Genomic DNA, 18363 nt, shown 5'->3' on the forward strand with positions numbered 1-18363 from the left:
GCCTTCGAGCTCCAGTTGATCGTGTACCGTCAGGTTAAAGGGCGCTGCAGGTTTGGGCACAGTGGAAACCTATTCTTGTTGATCGATAGGCTTACATTGTAACCGATATCAGTCAGCGAATTAACCGCACGGAACACTAGGCAGCGCGCTAGCACCCGGTCCGGTTTTCGATTCGTGATTAGGCGTGCTTCGCCGAGTTTTTCAGAGGGAATCAGGTCAATTGCGTCCGCCCATTTCTGGATAAATGAACGTGCCGCTTGTTTTTTATTTGTTAGCCAATCCCAATCCAAATAATAAGGCTTTGAGGATTTTGGCGGCGTGTATTTGATTTGCCAGTAGTTGAGCTTTCCATCAGGTCTCTCAGCTACGATATCATCCAACCCTTGCGGTCCCATGGCACGATCATCACACTCGAATTTCACTCGGGTGAAAATCGTAGGGGAATCCAGCCAGTCGACTAATACTTTTACCCCGTGGAGTGTTTGGTAGCGGTATCCAGCATATGGTATTGCGGAACCCTTTACGTGTTCGTCAGGCATGATGTCCTATCAGCTAATTCGTGAATTTGATTGGAAACTGGTCTCACTCGATTCAGTGCATTTCTAGCATATGCCCTCAACCTCAATCCCGTTCTTAGCCAACCATCCCTTCCTACGCTCATAATCAGGCAGAACCCGCTCAACTCGCTTCCAAAACTGCGGCGTGTGATGTGGCTCATGCAAGTGCGTCAGCTCATGGACTACCACATACTCTACAATCTCGCGCGGTAACAGGATCGTCTTCCAGTTGAAGTAAAGACGGTTACCCCTGCCGCAAGAACCCCAACGATAGCCCAGGTCCTGAATTTTGACTCCAGCTGGCTCAACGCTCATGCGTGCAGCCAGCGCTTGAACTTTCTCGTTCAGGTAAATCTCTGCCTTGGTGCTATACCAGTGAATGAAGTGGAGTCTCGCTTCTGTCTGCAGATCTCTTCTCAAGCAGAATCGGCCTGCTATTAATTTGAGAGGCGTTTGCTGATCGTCGACCAGTTTGAGTCGATAGCTTCGGCCCAGGTACAAGAACCCTTCGCCATTTACATATTCCTTTCGGGGTTGGGGCTTCAAAAATTCTGCCTTTTCGGCCAGTTTCTGGTAAATCCAGAATTTTTTTTCCTGAACAAAGTCTTTCAGCAGATGCTCTTCGGTGCCCTTGGGTGCAGCAAGTACTAGGTCACCTTCGCGATCAACGATGATCTCCAGTGTTTTGCGCCGGCTGCTATGGCGCACCTCAAAGGTCAAATCATCGACCTGCAGTTCCATCACGCATTCACCAATTTGCTGTGATTGGCTTTGGCCAGATCAATCAGTTTGTCCAGCAAACTGTCTAGTTGATCGATGGGGAACAGGTCGAGCTCAAATAGCTCTTCAAACAGTCGGCCTCTCAGGCGTTCTTGGTCTGGCAAGTGGGACGGTTTCCAGAAGTCCGGAATGCGCAGCTCCTCCACGATGATTTGAACCGTAGAGACCGTCGCTTGTTCGAGGCTTTCCTGCTCATCGGACTTAAGCGTCGCGTTCGCACCGTGTTTTGCCTCTGCCATCAGCCTCAAGAAGGGTAGGTGATTGGGGGGGAGGGATGACCGCGCTTCGCCTTCGGTTGCCTCATCTTCCTTCAGCTCCTTTATCAAGGCTGAAAGCGCATCTACCTGTTCTTGCCAGAGCCCGTCCAATTGGTCCAGGATTTCCTTCAAGCGCTCGCTGAGCTTGGAGTATTTAACCGGGTCTTCGTCCAAATGTTTGCGAACGTGAGAGCGAACGGCATGCTCCATTTCCGATGCCTTGGCCCGGTCACTCACCTGCCGGCTAACATGCTGCTCAAAGTCGGTGTCTGTTAGCTGTACCGGCGGAATCTTTGGGTTGATGCCCAGTGAGATCATGTAGTCGTCGATGAGCTTGCGGACTTTGTTGCCAATGTCTTTGCCCAGTTCCGGGCTGTCTTTGTAGCGATTCCGAGCCAGGGCGTGAATGTAAGCCAGTTGTTTGGCGTCGTTTACGAACTCTAATGCTTCGGGGCGGGGTAGGACATCGTCCAGCGTTCGGCTAAATTCCTTTAGCTTAACGATGAACTCGGCTCGCAACCGCTCGTCGCCCAATGCCGTGACGGCCTCTTCAGCATCCGCCAGGCTATCGACGCCCTGTTTTCGCAGCACATCGACGACTCGCAGGTGGCGATCTCGCAGCAGTGGGATCTCATCTTTAAGGCTTTGGAGCGCACCTTCGATATCCTCATCGCTGTAGGCTGCAAGCGCCTCTTTCAGGTGGTTTGCGACACCATAGTAGTCCACCACGATACCGCAGCGCTTACCAAAGCCTGTGCGGTTTACACGAGCCACAGCTTGCAGCAGTTCGGCTTCACGAATAGGGCGATCAAGATACATGACCCCAGCGATGGGAGCGTCGAAGCCGGTGAGCAGCATCGACTTTACGATCAAGAAGCTGAGCGGATCCGACTTCTCTGGATCTTTGTGAAACAGCGGTTTCTTGAACCGCTTAATATTCTGCTCGATCTCCGCCCGGTCACTCCACTGCGCCCAACCGCTGTCGTCGTTGTTGCTGCTACTGAACACCACAGCAAAATCCAGTTGCTGCAGCAGATCACGGTATTGCCAGGCTTTGATCGCCGCCTTGATTCGCGGTGGTCGATGAATTAAGTCGGTCTCAGTGATGTGTTTATCTTCAGGCGGCAGTGCGATCGCTTCTTCAAGCAGTTTCGACCTAGCTTGTTTCAGTGCTTCTAGATACCGGATTGCAGCTCGACGGCTGTAGGCGACCAGTTGGGCTTTAAAACCATTGGGAAGAATGTTGGTGACATAGTGGCGCAGGATATCGGCCGCCTTCTCCTCAATCAGGCGCGGCGCCTCGAAGATCTGGCCTTTGGTCGCGTATTTTTTCTTGATCAGCTCCAGCTCATCCTTGGTGCGCTCTTTAAATAGATCCTCAAACAGATCATCGAGGTTGGCACCTTCCTTTACGGCACCCTCTGCTGTTCTGCCCTCGTAGAGGATCGGTACTGTAGCGCCATCCTGTTCCGCCTCCTTGATGGTGTAACGGTCAATGTACTCACCGAAAATCTCACTGGTCTGCTTTTTCTTGCCCATGATGATAGGCGTGCCGGTGAAACCAATTCGGGCGGCATTGGGCACCGCCTGTAGCAAATTGGCGTGCAGATCGCCGGCTTGGGTGCGGTGGGCTTCGTCTATCATCACAAGGATGTCTGGGCTGTCGTTGATCAAACCCAGTGGGCGTGCTGGGATAGGTTTCCTCGGCTCATCGTCGGGTTCTTCTGCCGCATCTCGACGATTCAGCTCAAGCCCTCGTTCTTTTTTCGGGGAAGGATAGGAGGGGGAAAAGCTTTCATGCTCGCGGTATTTCTGAATTGTCGCAAAAATGAGCCCTGGCCCGGATTGCCCCAGCAACGATTTCAGTTTGCCGGTGTTGCTGGCCACTTTGACGGTTTCGCCAGTAAGGGTGGCCGTCTCTGATAACTGATCCTGTAAGTCCTTTCGGTCGGTGATGACGACGACTTTGAAGCGGCGGAGTTCAGGGTCAGTTCTGAATTTGAGAATCAGAAACACCATCGTCAGGCTTTTGCCACTGCCCTGAGTGTGCCAGATGATCCCGCCACGTCGGTCGTGCTCACCATCCTCAATTCGGGTTTTGCCGGTCTTTAGGCGTTGAATGGCCAGGGTAACGGCCCGGAATTGCTGGTACCGGCAGACTAGTTTGATAGTTTGCCCGCCCATGGTCATAAACAGCGTGAAATGGCGAACAATGTCCAGCAGGTTGGCAGGGGACAGCATACCGGCGATCAACCGTTGCTGGGAGGAAAGCGATTCGACGCCGAGTTTTGACGCAACCTCCGCCTCTGACCGTGGTGCCACAGTTTTCCAATTCAGGTAATGGCCGAACCCAGCGCCAATGGTTCCAACACGGGCATCATCAAAGTTGGAAGCTACCATGAATTGGTTGGTTGAGAACAGTGCGGGGGCACCTTCATGCTCTTCAACCTCGAGATCCTGATGACGCTGATCATGGTATCTACGCAGCTGGTCTACAGAGTCCGGGATTCCTTCCGGGACTGTGCGGCTTTTGCACTCGATCACCACCAGAGGAATGCCATTCACGAAAAGCACGAGATCCGGAATGACATGCCCCTTCCAGCCGTCATGCCCTGGAGGGCACTTCACTTTGAATTGATTCACCACGGTGAAGGTATTGTTGGCTGGTGTGGCCCAATCGATGAAATGAATGGTTTGCCCTCTGCCGCCATCCCAATCCAGCAGGCCCTCCACGGTTATGCCGCCATGGAGAATTTCAGTGGCCAGCTGGTTAGCTTCCATGACTTTGTTGGCGGGGAGGCGGGTGATGGCGGAAACGGCCTGGTCCAGCCGTCTCTCGTCCAACCAGGGTTGGCCATCGCGGGTGTTGATTGCTAGGAGACGCTCACGCAGCAGGGGCTCCATAATGACCTGAGCAAAGGTCTCCCGATGTGTGATAGATGGAGAATCTAAGGAGCCCTCAAGGTAATCCCAGCCCTCATGCTTCAGTTGCTGAATAAAGGGGAGCTCAACTTCGTTAAATTCCGGGCCCGGCATTACTGCTCCTAAAAGTTATTCCATTAACTATGAATCAATCGCTACTCGACCAGCGGACAACTAAGGTTGCGCATGATCCGCTGGATTATAGCTTCCCATCACTGCAGGGACTTCTTACCCATAGCCTTTTCAATCAATCCCATTAACAGTTGCTTCCGTTCTTCAAAAAAACCATGAAAATCGTCCGCCCGTAGTTTTTCGGTGGGAATGAAGTGTCCAGCCAGTATGGCATCCATTTCATGGTTTTCGAGTTGCACTTGGTCATGGCTCTGAAGCTTAGCCAAATATGTCGAAGGAGCATCGCCACCAATCATTCGATTGGCTTTATAGGAAATCGGCGTCTTGTTGATTATGGAGTCATAAACCTTGGGCAGGATGTCGTTGGCCTCACACCATGCCCGGGGGAAGATGTGGTGAATATCCAGCGCCACTTCCTGAGTGTCCAGCTGTTGGATACGGCCTTTCCAGAAGAAGTCGGAGGCACCTTCGCGCAGAATCAACACGTTTATGCCTTTGTAGGCCGCACTGAGGCGACTACGGAGGGATTCAAGACGCTCTGGATCGAAGGACGCATCAGTAACTGTACGGGGCGTGGCGGCGTCGTCCTTAAACCAATTCATAAGCTCTTCAAGATCTACCGCAACGCGAGTTTCAACGGCTCCACCATAGAGTTCGCCCAACACTCCAGACCAAAACCACCGGGCCAGTTTCTGGTGAACTTTCGGCTCCCGCCAACGCTCACCAAGCAGGGTCAGGGTGGCAGCCAGAGGCACCAGCTGAGTGCCATAGGGCAACTCTCTGCGGCTGAAGAAGCATTCGCCAGCCAGGAACTTGGATGCTTCAATAAAACCTGCCTCTACCTCATCAGCCCATCTCTGGTAGGCAGTTAGGGGTAGCTCAAGCACAGAGGCCCGCTTGGCGCTGACTGGTCGCACCTGCTTACCCTGTTTGCCATCCTCTATGTCCTGGTATTTGCGTTCTCTTGTATGGAGAAGGGTAATAGCCTGCAGGAAGTCGGTGCTTTCGACACCTTTGAGCAACTCATGCCCGGCGAGCCGTTCCCGGCGTGATGCAACGTTGCGAATTTCTGAACCAAACCAGTCATCGCGGAGGTTGTAGCCTTCAGCCGCATAGCTGGCCGTGATCAGCTCGAATACCGAAAGTTGCACGCCGCCAGTATTGACCTTCTCGAACACGAGACAGACTGCTTCCTTCGTGGTTTCCTTCGTCAATTCGATGATAGGAAGCTGATAGGATCGAAAAGCATTGATAACCGCTTTGCGGAATTGCATGTAGATACCGAACGATTCTGGTGAGTATTCTTGGAGTGCCTCTTCGTAATCATCGGAATTGATGATCTGGTCGCAAGGGAAATACAGCTGCTTGCATTCAAGCTCCCTGCTAGAAAGATCCAGCTCAATATCACGGCCAAAATTTGAGCGATTCTGGCGATTTTCGTCCACGCTGATAATGGCATCCTCGAGCCGGTCCTCGCCTTCAAGTGCCAGTTGAATGTCAAAATAATAATGCCGCTTGATTTCCTTGCCTTTAACAGTTCGGGTATCCACAGGGCTGCTAAGAGCGATGGCCTGAGCGAGGCTGGTCAGGCGCTGCTGGCCATCCAGTATCAGGCGTTCAGGTTTGTCAGTCACATCCTTGGCAGCGATGCCTTCAACCGGACGCACTTGGAAACGGACTTCACCTCCTGTCTCCATCAGCATGACGGCGCCTACTGGAAAAGACCGGGCGATACTGACCAGCAGGCTTTTCACATGCTCATCGTCCCAGACCCAGCCGCGCTGGAAATCTGGTAACTGGATCTTGCCGTTGGTGATGTCTTTGAGCAACTCGGGGAGTGAGCGTTTGGTGCTGTCGAAGGTGGTCATACTGCATCCTTGAGCATTGAGAGAGTGCGGACCTTTCCAGAGAGTAAGTCTTCTGAAAGACCTTGTTTCAGTGATAAAAGTTTTTCACGTTCATCAGTCTCTTTATCTATCAGCGTGGATATTGTGTTCACTTCACGAACAATGTTCTGTTGCTCTCTGAGGTCCGGTATCGGGATGATAAATTTCCGGATTTCCTCCAGGTGGAGGTTGGTGACGGTGCCCTGTTTAGATTGAATCGCAATTTGTCGTGCCACAATAGGAGAGTTAATGAGTAATTCGGCGAATTGGGGAGTAACTCCGGAATCGTCTTTAAGCCGGATTAAGGCGAGACTAACGAATATTGAAAAGTCCCAATCCCAAGACACTATCTTTGCTATGCCAACCGTTCCGTTTTTTGACAGCAAGATATCGCCTTGTCGTGGATTACATCTTGCTGAGAGTATTTTGTGTTCGCGATCTGATATATACCTGAATTTAGAGAGGTTTATATCCCTATTGTGTAGATTGGTTACGCGCAGGAACGGTACTCCACTTTCCATATAGGTTGGGGTGTAGTGAGTTCCGTCGATGATAATTGACGAGATTTCCTGGAAAGTGGCAGCTGCCCAGTTTTTGGGAATGATTCCCCGTGACCACTCCTTGTATAACTCCGGCGCCTTTTTCGGCGAGGGGCGAAGCTGGCCGTTTTTGTCAATGCCTCGGGTGAGTAGATCGTGGAGCAGGCCTTCTTTAATTTTTTCCAGCTTGGCGATCAGAGCCTCAGTTTTCTGGATTTGGGTGTCCAGGTTGTCGAGGATGCTTTCGATGAATTCAGCCTCTTTCGGAGGTATCTGTGGAATCAACAAAGAGAACAAATCATCGCGCCCAATGGCCTCGAAAGTTGTTCCCTGCGATACCTTTTTCAATGCTCCAGCTTGTTGGGCCATAATTGATCGACATAGAACCGGGCCATACTGGCTGCTTTTTACTGCAGCCAGTCCTCTTCCGATGCAGTAATCTCGGTCAGCAATATTTGTTTGGCCAACTGGAGCGCGCACGGAGATGAGAGTCGCCCCCATTTCGCCTATACGAGGGGGCCTGATACAGGAATACTTCGGGGATGGATGTTTTTCGCCGAACTCCGCATTTCCTTGTAGAAACGGCAGTCCGGCGGCACCGAGCTCGTTAACAGTTGATGAATCTGGTGATTGCCCCATACTGATTGCTGCAATCTGACTAAGCGGGACAGTGGGGAAAAGTTTAGACATATCCCAGCCCCTTCAAAAACCCCTTCAGTTCGGCTGCAGCCTCATCCCGCTCTGTTTCTATGGCAGCCAACGTCACCCAGTATTTATCCCACCAGGTCTCAAACGCCGAAATCACTTCCTGCCGCTGCTGCCGAATGTACGAGTCCAGTATCCCCAGCATGTCGTTATGCAGAATCGCCAGCATCAACTCAGCGGCCCCTGCTGCGTCCAGGGCATCCACTGCTTCCTTCAGCCGTGCCCCAAAGCTGGCCTGCTTGGCTTTCAGGGTCTTTGTGGCTTTGGTGCGGTCAGCCTTCCAGGCTTTGATATCCGCCTCGGTGGGCGAATCTTCATCCGGCTCGGCATCGTCGTCTTCCTCCGGCTGGGCCGTGCCTGCTTTGATGCGGGCGTCCAATTCGGCCTTGCGGGCCTGCAGGTCTTCCAGCTCGGCCACATAATCTGCCAGCAGGAAGGTCACCAGTTTGTGATCCAGAGGGTTGGATTTATTCTGGTCGTCTTCCAGCAAGGTAATTATGCTGGTGCGCCAAGCGTCCACCACACCTAGCACCCCACGGGCCTGCAGGGTGCGGAATTCGTTTTTGTTCTGGTCCCAGAAACCGGCGATGATGCCGCGCACAGCGAATCTGTCCAGCATGCCAATGGGATCCAGGGCGTCAGTGAAGGTGCCAATCAGTTCTTCCCGCAAGGCACTCAGTTGCTGGCCATTGCCGGAGAGCTGGGCAATGTGGGTACCCCGCTGCTGCCACCAGCTTTCAAAGGTGTCCTTGAGTTTGGCCTCTTTGTGCCGGACGCCTTCGTTCTGTTCGATAGCCGGTTTGATGCTGCCCTTGTCGGTGAGGTTTTCCCGGAAATCCACGTAATCATCTTCGCCCGCCTTAGGTTCGAGCAGATCCATGGGGTCCAGGCCCTGGGCATCGAACAGGGGCTGTTTGGCCTGAACCTCTTTCAGAGGAATTCCGCCCACCAGGTGCGCCCGCACATCCTGCGGTTCCGGTAGTGGAGCATTGTCCGCATAGCGTCGGATGTTCAGGTTGTAGTCGTTTTCCCGCAACTCCTCCAGGCTGACAATCCGCGAGAAGCTGTCGGCTTCAGCAAAGGCTTCGTAAGTGCTGACGATCTTTTCGATGTGCTCTGGAAGCAGGTGGTTCTGGGCGCGACCTTCGTAGTATTCCCGGTCGGCGTTGATGAACAGGATCTTGCCTTTACGGTCCGGCGCTTTGGCACCCTTGTTGCGCAGTACCAGAATGCAGGCGGGAATGCCGGTGCCGTAGAACAGGTTGGGTGCTAGGCCGATCACCGCTTCCAACAGATCGTTCTCCAGCAGGCCAGCGCGAATGCGTTTTTCGTCACCACCCCGGAACAACACACCGTGGGGCATGACGGTGGCCAGCATGCCGTCGGATTTAAGGCTGGCGACCATGTGCTGCAGGAACATCAGGTCGGCTTTTTTGGCGCCTTCCGGCACCTGGCCATACTGGAACCGTTCCGGGAACTGGTTGCTTGGTGAGAAGCCGATGGAGAAGGGTGGATTAGTGAGAATACGGTCAAAACGCATCAGCTCACCGCCATCCACATGTTGGGGGTCTGTTAGGGTGTCTTCATTACGCAGATCGGCGCTGGTGATGCCGTGCAGCAGCATGTTCATCTTGGCAATGGCCCAAACCGATCCAGAGGCCTCCTGCCCGAACAGTGACAGGTGTTTTGGATCACCGCCCTGTTCCTCCAGGTATTCTTTCGACAGAATCAGCATACCGCCGGACCCACAGCAGGGGTCGTAAACACTCTGGCCTTCCTGGGGGTTCGCAAGCCGCACCATCATGCGAACTACCGAGCGGGGCGTGTAAAACTCGCCGCCTTTTTTGCCAGCGGAATCGGCGAAATCGCCAATCAGGTATTCGTAGGCCGCGCCCAGCAGGTCCGGGAATTCGAAGTCCTCGTTGCGCAGGCGGTACTGGCTGAAGTGGACGATCAGATCCCGCAGCTTCTTGTCCGGCAGAGTGGTGGAGCCCACTTTGCGGGTAAAGTCGATATGCTCCAGCACGCCCGCCAGGCTGACGTTGTGTTCCTCCAGCCCCGCCAGGGCTTTGTTCAGGTAGTTGCCTACGCCGTGGTGAGCGTCGTTCATCAGAAAGTCCCAGCGCGACTGCTTGGGGACGTAGAAAGTGGACTTGTACCAGTTCTCCATGTCCGCAATTGCTTCCGCTTCAACCTGGCCCTTGCCTTTGGCCAGCTGATTCGCGACCACCTCCTGGTAGCGCTGCTCAAACACGTCGGAGCAACGTTTGAGGAACAGCATGCCGAAGATGTATTCCTTGAATTCCGAGGCGTCCATTTTGCCCCGCAGAATGTCAGCGGCTTTGAATAGGTGTCGTTCGAGTTGTTCGAGCGTTAATGCCATGGATACTTCCGTTTGGTGTTGCTGGGAACGCAATTCGACAGGTGCGACGACCGCAGCCGGATGGAGTCGCGAATGCTGCGTCTGGTTGTGGTGATATTGCCCGCTCAGAGAGTGATGATCAACTTCCAAAGTCTCCAGTTGATTACTGTAACCGTCCGAAATGGCGCGGCTTTCGGTAATACTTTGAGGAATAGGTTGAACCGGAACATTTGTCTAAACGCTTTGCTCATCATCCCTGCCACTTTTTAACCTGCACCTTTTGGCTTGGCCAGCGTTGTTGAGCACTTTGTTGGGCATCCTCTGATGTCTTACAACGGGTCAGAAAAATGGCAATGAACCTCCCATCAATAAATAGGCGCCACGGCACGAGGCTCCCATCATTAGCTCTTCGAAGTTCGGCGATTAATTCTGATTTGTGCTGAATTATCCAAGTTTCGAGGGCTGGTGTTATGGACTCCTCTGGCCAGACGGCAATCCGATTACCCATCAGGTTTTCAGCGTCCAACCCATGCTCGTGCAAATATGCGAGTACGTTCATCAGAACACCCTCCTGTTCCCAGCTGAAATCCCGGTTTTTGGAGGGGGGTCTATGGATCCTCTCGGATCTGAAGTCAGAGAAGTCGCAACCTCGTCCTGCTTTGCATTGTTCTGAACGACTTCAAGACATTGATGACTTTGAACCAGAGACTTTCTCTGACCAATTCGCCATTTGACGGTAGACCCGATTTTGCCAAGGTATTTGCACTCGATACCGAGCTGACGCAGGGCAGGGGCAGCTCGGCGCATTGCATCACCGAGGCCTTTGGGTGTATTGGGCCATGAACCAGAATTTGTCGGCTTGAAACCTTGCAAAATGTTCAGCCAGTCCTTTACTGAGTGTTCCTCGATCAAGTCACGTTTTGTTTCTGCCCAGTCCCGAATTGCGGAGGCAACAGGGCTGGCGTCCAGCGTCCGCTCAAGTCCGTCCTGGCGGGCGGCGTTAAATTGCTCCACGAAGCTCTCTGGTGGCTGATTCATAGCCTTAGCTACTGCCATGCCAAGATAGGCGAATTCGACCAAACGTGGACGTTGTTCTGCCGGCAAGGACATGTCTGGAAGATATTCGAAAGCCTTTGCTGCAATATCCAGCAGCCCTCCGAGAATGCCGGGTTGGTGCCGTTCGTAGTCAGCCTCCAACTTATCCTTGGGGCTCGCATCAGTTATCACTGGCAGTTCAATACTGATTGCACGAGATACCGCGTCTTGCTGAGTTATAGCGGGCACAATGCCGTTGAGGATTGCCGGGCGTTTGAGCGTGATAACGATCTCCTCACTGTCGCTATACAGCTTGCGCTTCGCGAATCCCCCGCCGGTTGCAATCACGCACAGTGCATCCTGAATTGGCGCGGGCAAGTGGCTCACGTTTTCGATACTGAGGATGTGATTTGTTCCGCCAGTTACATACAGATCTTCAGCAGACTTTGGTGCGGCTCTGAGGTCAGCAGCGTTGGGATCGATGAGGCGCCGGAGAGCAGACTGAGTGGTACTTTTCGCGCATCCCTGTTCACCGAACATTTCCAGAATCGGGAATGGGGTATCCGCTCGTAGGCATTCCACTAGCCATGCAGCCACTAAGATTTGCTGGTGTTTTGGTATGTTTGCGATTCGCCATAGTGGTTCGATACTTCCGCCTAAAATAGGGCGGGGCAGTGACTGTGCACTTTCGGACCGTGAAAACATAACTGGGCTGTCGAAAATGGCCCACTTTCCCGGCATTATGCAGATGGCGGCACTCTGGCCAGGTTCTGCAAGATCGATCCAGTGTTGACCGTTCACGCTTGCCACTCGCACGTGCACCGATCGCTGCTCCTGCATTGCAATGCCCTCAAGTGTCATTCTTGCTTCGCGCAGCGATTGATCCCTGATTGCTCTTTCGTGTTGCTGGTAAAAAGCTGAAGTTAGCCAATGCCTAAAGGCCTTGCTGGCAAGGGAGCGCACTTCACCTGTTTCAGCATTCCGCGCGTACGCGATATCGTTTTTGTCGTGGAACAGTTCATTGAACGTTTGAACAAAAGCGACAATCTGGTCCGATTGCGCCTGGCGCTCGCGGTCAGTGTTTTCGGCTGTCTCGGAATCAGGCTTTATCGGTGGGGTGATCCCATCTTCAAATTCCGCTAGAACTGCATCGGACCCTGACTCCTGATAAACATCGCTCCAATCTTTTGCCGTTTGTGGACATGTCCAGGAACAACTGGACTTCTGGCATGCACTCTTGCCGGCGTTGTCGTTATCTGCGGCGGCAATCAGATTTAAAGTAGGGTTCAGCTTTCTTATCGCTTTTATGTTGCCGGGTATGTTCAATTCACCAACGCCGCAAGCCACTGGAAGTCCCGTTGCCTGGTGCAGTCGATATCCATCAGCTAGCCCGGCACAAACAATCAGTTTCCCGGTTAGGATGGCTAGGTCTGCAAGGTCGAATCCGATAGGTGTGCAGGATCCAGCTGTTTTAGCGCCTTTAGTAACTAACTTGTTCTTTGGTTTCTCATCTGGATTGCGCTGAACAAGCTCCGAAAGGATTCGTTCATACCCGCAGTGTTCTTTGGTAGCAATCAGAAAAAGCGGCCGGAATATAGCGTCGCCTTTCCACGGTACAATCGGATTTCCTTCGCTGTTGAAACGAGCGAGCGTGATCCGTTTTATGGAGCAGCCGAGAGGTTCAATAGCCTGCCATTGGATCGCTTTCTGGGTGAGGTAGGGATGGGCTTTCATGCTGCAGCCTCTTTACTAGCTTCCCAGGCTTTAACGTCTGATAGCTTCCAGCGGGTGCAATTGGGGCCGAGTCTTATTGGGGTGGGGAATTTGCCTTCTCGAACCCAGCGCCAGATTGTCTGTCGACTGACTTCAAGAAATTCGGATAGTTGTTTATCCGATGCATAGTGAAGGGACTGCTTGCTCATGGTTGCGCCTTCCTGTTACAGGGCTGGTTGAACACATGAGCAGTTAATCAGGTGAAATAAGTATTAGAGACAAGCGTCCCAGGGACGAGGTGCGCTTACCTTGGGACAATGAACAGTCTCCCAGGGAGGAGGTTATTAAAGCCTAATCCCGTTATCCTTGGCGAATTGACGAATCCAATTCGTAACGGTGCGGGGCTCGTAATCGAAACCCTTTTCTCTGAGCCAGTCGGCATAATGAATCCCGGCCTTTTCAGTGCTTGGAAAAGTCGTCTTTTTCTGGTCCCAGTCTTCGGTGACGAGGCTGCGAGCTTGATTTCGCCTTGCATGTCGTACTTTGTTCCCTGCCTCGGATTTTTCCCATTTCGCAAAACGCTCGCGTCGATTAATGGCGTCTCTTGTCCTCTTATAATTGTCGATCTTGTCGAACCAGTAACGTGCCAACTCATGATCATCTGCGTAGGCATCATCAAGGGCGTAACGCACTGCGATATTATCGATGTGGCAAAGGGTAAAATAGGCGGCCAGTAATTCGCGATCGTAAGGCCAATCGTCAAAACCCTGTTCTAAATTAACGGTTTCAATGGTGTTATCGAGTTCTCGGATGAATGGTTCGATTCGGTGACCGTAGGCGGTCCAAGGATCGGTCTGGTCGACCCAGATAGACTCTTGCTCTGAAATAGATTCTTCTGAATCTGAATTAATCATGGGGATATGGCCGTCCTCAAACCTTTGCCCCATAACGTCTGAGTGCTCGTTCCACAAGTTCACCAAGTCACCGAGGCTATCGTAGAAAAAAACGTCAATATCTATTCTCGTGATTCTTCGAGCCAAGCGTGCCTCTAAAATGTCGAAAGCTCGTTTTCCAAATTTCCATACAACTGGTTCATTAAGGTTACGTGGATCTCGCCTTGGAATGATTAGGGCCTGATTCTTGTCGCCTTCCGCACCATCGGCAAAGGACTGGATTGGATCGATTACCCAATATCGCCATTTTTCGTCGGTAGCCTTTGCTTCAAGATCACTCACTAGCCACCTCCGGAAATCGAAATTACTTCTGCGTTTTCTTGTTTTTTAGCTCCATTGGTACAGAACTTTTCCCAGTCCGCCATGATCAAGCGACGCTTTTCTATCAGCTCTGAGCGCGCGTAAGCGGCTCGGGTGGCGTCACTGTTCACATGGGCCAGGGCAAGCTCTGAAACTTCGTCCGCGTAGGCTGTGCGTTCTCTGGCCCAATCTTTGAAGGTTGAGCGAAAACCGTGAATAGTGCTCTCAACTTCCATTCGCTTGAGCAGGGCTGTCAGGAAGTTGTTAGAGGGTATATCGCCTTTCGGGCCGGGGAATATCAATTGATCCGGTTCGCCTGGCAGCATGGCTTCCAATAGATTCACGGCAGTGTCAGAGAGCGGAACGCGGTGTTCCTTACCAGACTTCATGCGGTGGGCGGGCACCGTCCAAACCCTACGTTTGAGATCTATCTCTTGCCACGTTACGCCGGCTTTATGAATTCGCTTATCGCCTATTACTTCATTGGTGCGAGCTGCGGTCAGAATGAGAAATTCTAGGGCGCGGGCAGCAGTGCCCGTGCGCTTCTTTAATGCATCCATGAAATCGGGCATGGCTTCCACTGGCAAGGCATTAAAGTGGGACTTCTTTTTGATTTTCTCAGGTGAGGGATAAACCTCATCGAGGTAACCCTGCCACTTTGCCGGGTTTTCATTGGTGCGGTAACCGTGAATAGCGCACCAGCCGAGTATGTTTTCCATTCTTGCCCTAACACGGTTGGCGGTTTCGGTTTTTTCATGCCAGATGGGGTCAAGTACTGCTTTGATATGGGGGAGCTCAATTTCTCGGACAGGTACCTTACCAATGTGGGGGATAGCATATGTATTCAGGCTGTTTTCCCATTGCTGCCGCTGGCGAGGGTTTTTGAATTCTTTGGATTTCATGTCGATATAGTCGGCCATTGCATCGACAAAGGTAACAGTACTTAATCTGGCGGCCAGCAGGGCGCGCTTATTGGCTTGCTTTTCCTCCACTGGGTCAATTCCGGCCGCAATCTTGTCTCGTGTTTCTCTAGCCTTGTCGCGGGCCTGAGCCAATGTGACGTCAGGAAAAGCGCCCAGTCCGATGCTTCGACGCTTGCCTGCGATCATAGTCCTGTAGATCCAAGACTTTGCATTACTCGGAGTAACTTGCAGGAGCAGACCAGACACACCGCCGACTGGATGCAATGCATTGTATGCCTTGCCTCTGGCCTCGCTTATAGCATGCGTCAGTCGTCTGACCTCAGTGGCACTCAACTCTCTAACTTTTTTGGGCATGTCAGCAGATTCCAATCAGGCGATTAGAGCTCTAATCAGGAAAAGATCTGTAAACTCCAACTAGTAGCGTCACAGAAGCAGGAAGGCGTCCGGTGAAGAGAAGAACTATGGACAGTGGGATGAAACCTGTAATCAATCTTGGTAACGAACCTGACTACCTACCTATCATTAATCTTAATATTGAACGTTACAGGATGTTACAGAGTGTTACAAGAGTTTGTCGTCGATGCAGGTGTTCTGAGGGAGAAGGTGTAAAAAAGCTAATAAAAGTAAATGCCTACAGAGACTTTGGAAGGTCTGGCCCACCGCCACTTTCTCTTCCTTCCCTGTCTCTTACCTCCCTGAAGAGCGCCCGTATTTTTCAAATGGTTTCTTGAGTGCGTCTAGTCCGTGGCCAACGCTTTCCGAATCGCTCGAATGCCGCTAAGCGCTGCCTCATTGTCGCCGTGGACGCACAGGCTGTCGGCCGGCAGCGTCAGCCAGTTCCCGGATGAACTGTAGACCCCACCGCTTTTAGCAAACGACACCGCCTGATCAACGATCTTGTCCGCAGACTGATGTACGGCCCCCGGAAGGCGGCGGGATACCAACTGGCCCTCGTCGTCATAGGCGCGGTCGGCAAAGGCTTCCAGCAGGATGGGAAGGCCGACATAGTCTGCCAGTTTCCGGTGTTGTTCGTGTTTGACCGTCACCGGGAGCATCAGCGGCAAATCCTGCCGGTAGCTTTTAACCGCGGCCATAACCGCTTCCAGGGTGCTCATGTCCCGCATCATGTCGTTGTTCAGCGCACCATGGGGTTTTACATACGACAGCGTCAGACCTTCGGCCCGGCATAGTCCTTCCAGTGCGCCGAGCTGATAGAGGATCAGGGCGTGAATTTCATCAGGGCTGTGACTGATGGAGCGACGGCCAAAACCGGCCAGGTCGTGATAGGAAGGGTGGGCGCCGATCTCTACGCCGTGCTTCGCTGCCAGAGCCACGGTTTTCTGCATTACCGAAGGGTCCCCGGCGTGAAAGCCGCAGGCGACGTTGGCCATATCGATAAGGGGCATCACCTGATCGTCCTGGCCCATACGCCAGGCACCGTAGCTTTCCCCCAAGTCACAGTTCAGTTTCATCTCACAGCTCCCGGCCCGGGTACTGGGCCTGTCTCTGTTCCTCCGCGAGCCTGACCCTCTCTGCCAGTTCTTCGGGTTCATTGCGCGGCACCTGCCAGCCCTGCAGGTTTTCCTCAATCAGCTGCGTCAGGGCGTCGATATGTCCCGGTGTGGCATTGAGAGCAGAAATATAGCTGAAACCCTCACCGCCGGCCTCCATGAAGTATTCACGGTTTTCCTCGTCAATCTCTTCGATGGTTTCGAGGCAATCCGCCGAAAAACCGGGGCAGAACACATCTATGGATGTTACGCCTTTTTGGGGCAGTGCTTTAAGGGTTTCGTCGGTATAGGGCTGCAACCACTCTTCCCGGCCAAAACGTGACTGGAAGGTGGTCAGGTATTCATCTTTTCCGAGGCCAAGCCGCTCGGCAAGCAGGCGGGAAGTCTTGTGGCACTCACAGTGGTACGGGTCGCCGCGCTTAAGGTACTTCAGGGGAACCCCGTGATAGGAGAGGATCAGTTTCTGGTTGCGCCCATGCTTGTCCCAGTGCGCCTGGATATGGCTTGCCATGGCCTCAATGTAAGGGGGGTAGTCTGGGTAGTGGGACACGAACCGCAGATCGGGAATCCAGCGCCGACCGGTAAAGTTATGGGCAACAGCATCGAACGTCGATGCGGAGGTAGAGGCGGAGTACTGCGGGTACAGGGGCAGTACCAGCAACCGGCGAACCCCCTGCGCCAGCATTTCATCAAGCACCTTGGGGATTCCCGGGTTGCCATATCGCATGGCAAATCCCACCAGGAGGTTGTTGCCGTGTTTCGCCTGCAGTTGTTTGCGAATCGCTTCGGCTTGCCTGGCGGTGTGAATTAACAACGGCGACCCTTCCGGTTGCCACACGCCAGCATAGGCTTTGGCTGACCGGCTGGGACGCAGTCTCAGGATTATGCCATGGAGTACCAGCCACCAGATCGGGCGCGGCACTTCAACCACCCTGGGATCCCAGAGGAATTCCCCCAGATAGCGACGCAGGGCAGAGGTGGTTGGGGCATCTGGCGTTCCCAGATTGGTGATCAGTACACCGGTTTTTTCGGGGTGGTCATGGCGAAAATCGGCGGTACCCTTGTACGGCATGGTTCTGGATCCTGGAAATGATGGGTGTCCGTTCAGAAGAAGTGGCTCAGGAACGCTTTCCTGCCTGCTGGGCCATCCGAGGCGCCAGCCCGCCAACATCGTAACCCGCTTTACGGGCCTTGTTGACGATGTCCTGGGCGGGCTCGGTGCGTGCTGAGCTCAATGCCCAGAGTACGGTGCAGCGGGTTCCGGAGCGGCAGAAAGCAAGTACGGGCTTATCCGCCTGACGGATCATTGCATCAAAGCGGTCAATGTCATTATCAAAGATATTCCCGGATTCGACGGGCAGATACACCCACTCCATCCCGTTTGCGTGGGCTGCGGCCTCAATGTCGGCCATGCCCGGTTGTCCGGGCTCTTCAGCATCGGGGCGATTGGCGACGAGGGTCTTGAAGCCGAGTTTTGCGGCTTCGCTAACGTCCTCCACTGTAAGCTGGGGCGATACTGAAATCGTGTCGTCGATACGTCTGATGTCCATAAGCGATCCTTTTACCGGTCACATAAATGCCTCAGCATAATGCCACAGGACATAGCCCCTGTCAGAGCCCGGACCATGGGAAGTTTTAATTCAGGAGATAAAAAAAGGTTCTTCGCAGATAAGCGTGAAAAAGTAGGAGACGGCGGTAAAACCGGTTAGTTTTGAGTTCGCCAAAACAACAAAGCCAACCGGTCCACCGCCGTCACTATGCATGCTAATCCTCTTGCCCTTTTCTGGG

14 protein-coding genes are annotated in these 18363 nt (G+C 53.0%); all 14 read right to left on the minus strand.

All coding sequences use genetic code 11. The annotated features are described in order from the left end of the window. Positions 1 to 29 precede the first annotated feature (29 nt). Complete coding sequence (locus AC13D2_RS01975; RefSeq protein WP_482938143.1) at positions 30 to 539, minus strand: hypothetical protein; 510 nt, start codon at positions 537 to 539, stop codon at positions 30 to 32. A 63-nt stretch (positions 540 to 602) separates the two neighbouring features. Continuing rightward, the gene (locus AC13D2_RS01980) at positions 603 to 1298 is read right to left on the minus strand and encodes a M48 family metallopeptidase (protein WP_482938144.1); all 696 of its coding nucleotides are present in this window, start codon (positions 1296 to 1298) and stop codon (positions 603 to 605) included. Next, entirely contained in the window at positions 1298 to 4630 is a 3333-nt protein-coding gene (locus AC13D2_RS01985; protein ID WP_482938145.1) for a type I restriction endonuclease subunit R, read from the minus strand. The genes AC13D2_RS01980 and AC13D2_RS01985 overlap by 1 nt, the downstream gene beginning before the upstream one ends. A gap of 98 nt (positions 4631 to 4728) precedes the next feature. Beyond that, positions 4729 to 6516, minus strand: a complete 1788-nt coding sequence (locus AC13D2_RS01990) for a GmrSD restriction endonuclease domain-containing protein (protein WP_482938146.1) — start codon at positions 6514 to 6516, stop codon at positions 4729 to 4731. Next, the gene (locus AC13D2_RS01995; protein WP_482938147.1) at positions 6513 to 7763 is read right to left on the minus strand and encodes a restriction endonuclease subunit S; all 1251 of its coding nucleotides are present in this window, start codon (positions 7761 to 7763) and stop codon (positions 6513 to 6515) included. Before AC13D2_RS01995 ends, AC13D2_RS01990 begins: the two co-directional genes overlap by 4 nt. Next, a complete protein-coding gene (locus tag AC13D2_RS02000; RefSeq protein ID WP_482938148.1) occupies positions 7756 to 10161 on the minus strand; it encodes a type I restriction-modification system subunit M in 2406 nt (801 codons plus the stop codon). The genes AC13D2_RS01995 and AC13D2_RS02000 overlap by 8 nt, the downstream gene beginning before the upstream one ends. 229 nt (positions 10162 to 10390) lie before the next feature. Continuing rightward, a complete protein-coding gene (locus AC13D2_RS02005) occupies positions 10391 to 10699 on the minus strand; it encodes a hypothetical protein (RefSeq protein ID WP_482938149.1) in 309 nt (102 codons plus the stop codon). Then, on the minus strand, positions 10699 to 12909 hold the full coding sequence (locus tag AC13D2_RS02010) for a toprim domain-containing protein (RefSeq protein WP_482938150.1): 2211 nt from the start codon (positions 12907 to 12909) through the stop codon (positions 10699 to 10701). The genes AC13D2_RS02005 and AC13D2_RS02010 overlap by 1 nt, the downstream gene beginning before the upstream one ends. Further along, positions 12906 to 13097 carry a helix-turn-helix transcriptional regulator gene (locus tag AC13D2_RS02015; RefSeq protein WP_482938151.1) on the minus strand — a complete coding sequence of 64 codons (192 nt, stop codon included), beginning with the start codon at positions 13095 to 13097 and terminating at the stop codon, positions 12906 to 12908. The genes AC13D2_RS02010 and AC13D2_RS02015 overlap by 4 nt, the downstream gene beginning before the upstream one ends. A 135-nt stretch (positions 13098 to 13232) precedes the next feature. Then, on the minus strand, positions 13233 to 14123 hold the full coding sequence (locus tag AC13D2_RS02020; protein ID WP_482938152.1) for a hypothetical protein: 891 nt from the start codon (positions 14121 to 14123) through the stop codon (positions 13233 to 13235). Continuing rightward, a complete protein-coding gene (locus tag AC13D2_RS02025) occupies positions 14123 to 15418 on the minus strand; it encodes a tyrosine-type recombinase/integrase (protein ID WP_482938153.1) in 1296 nt (431 codons plus the stop codon). The genes AC13D2_RS02020 and AC13D2_RS02025 overlap by 1 nt, the downstream gene beginning before the upstream one ends. 383 nt (positions 15419 to 15801) lie before the next feature. Continuing rightward, complete coding sequence (locus AC13D2_RS02030) at positions 15802 to 16536, minus strand: 5-oxoprolinase subunit PxpA (RefSeq protein WP_482938154.1); 735 nt, start codon at positions 16534 to 16536, stop codon at positions 15802 to 15804. 1 nt (position 16537) lies between these two features. Further along, positions 16538 to 17647 (minus strand): ferrochelatase, encoded by a 1110-nt coding sequence (gene hemH / locus AC13D2_RS02035; RefSeq protein ID WP_482938155.1) that lies wholly within the window; start codon positions 17645 to 17647, stop codon positions 16538 to 16540. A gap of 46 nt (positions 17648 to 17693) precedes the next feature. After that, complete coding sequence (locus AC13D2_RS02040; RefSeq protein WP_292050190.1) at positions 17694 to 18125, minus strand: protein tyrosine phosphatase family protein; 432 nt, start codon at positions 18123 to 18125, stop codon at positions 17694 to 17696. Between the last annotated feature and the right edge of the window lie 238 nt (positions 18126 to 18363).

Source organism: Marinobacter sp. B-12 (assembly GCF_056857915.1).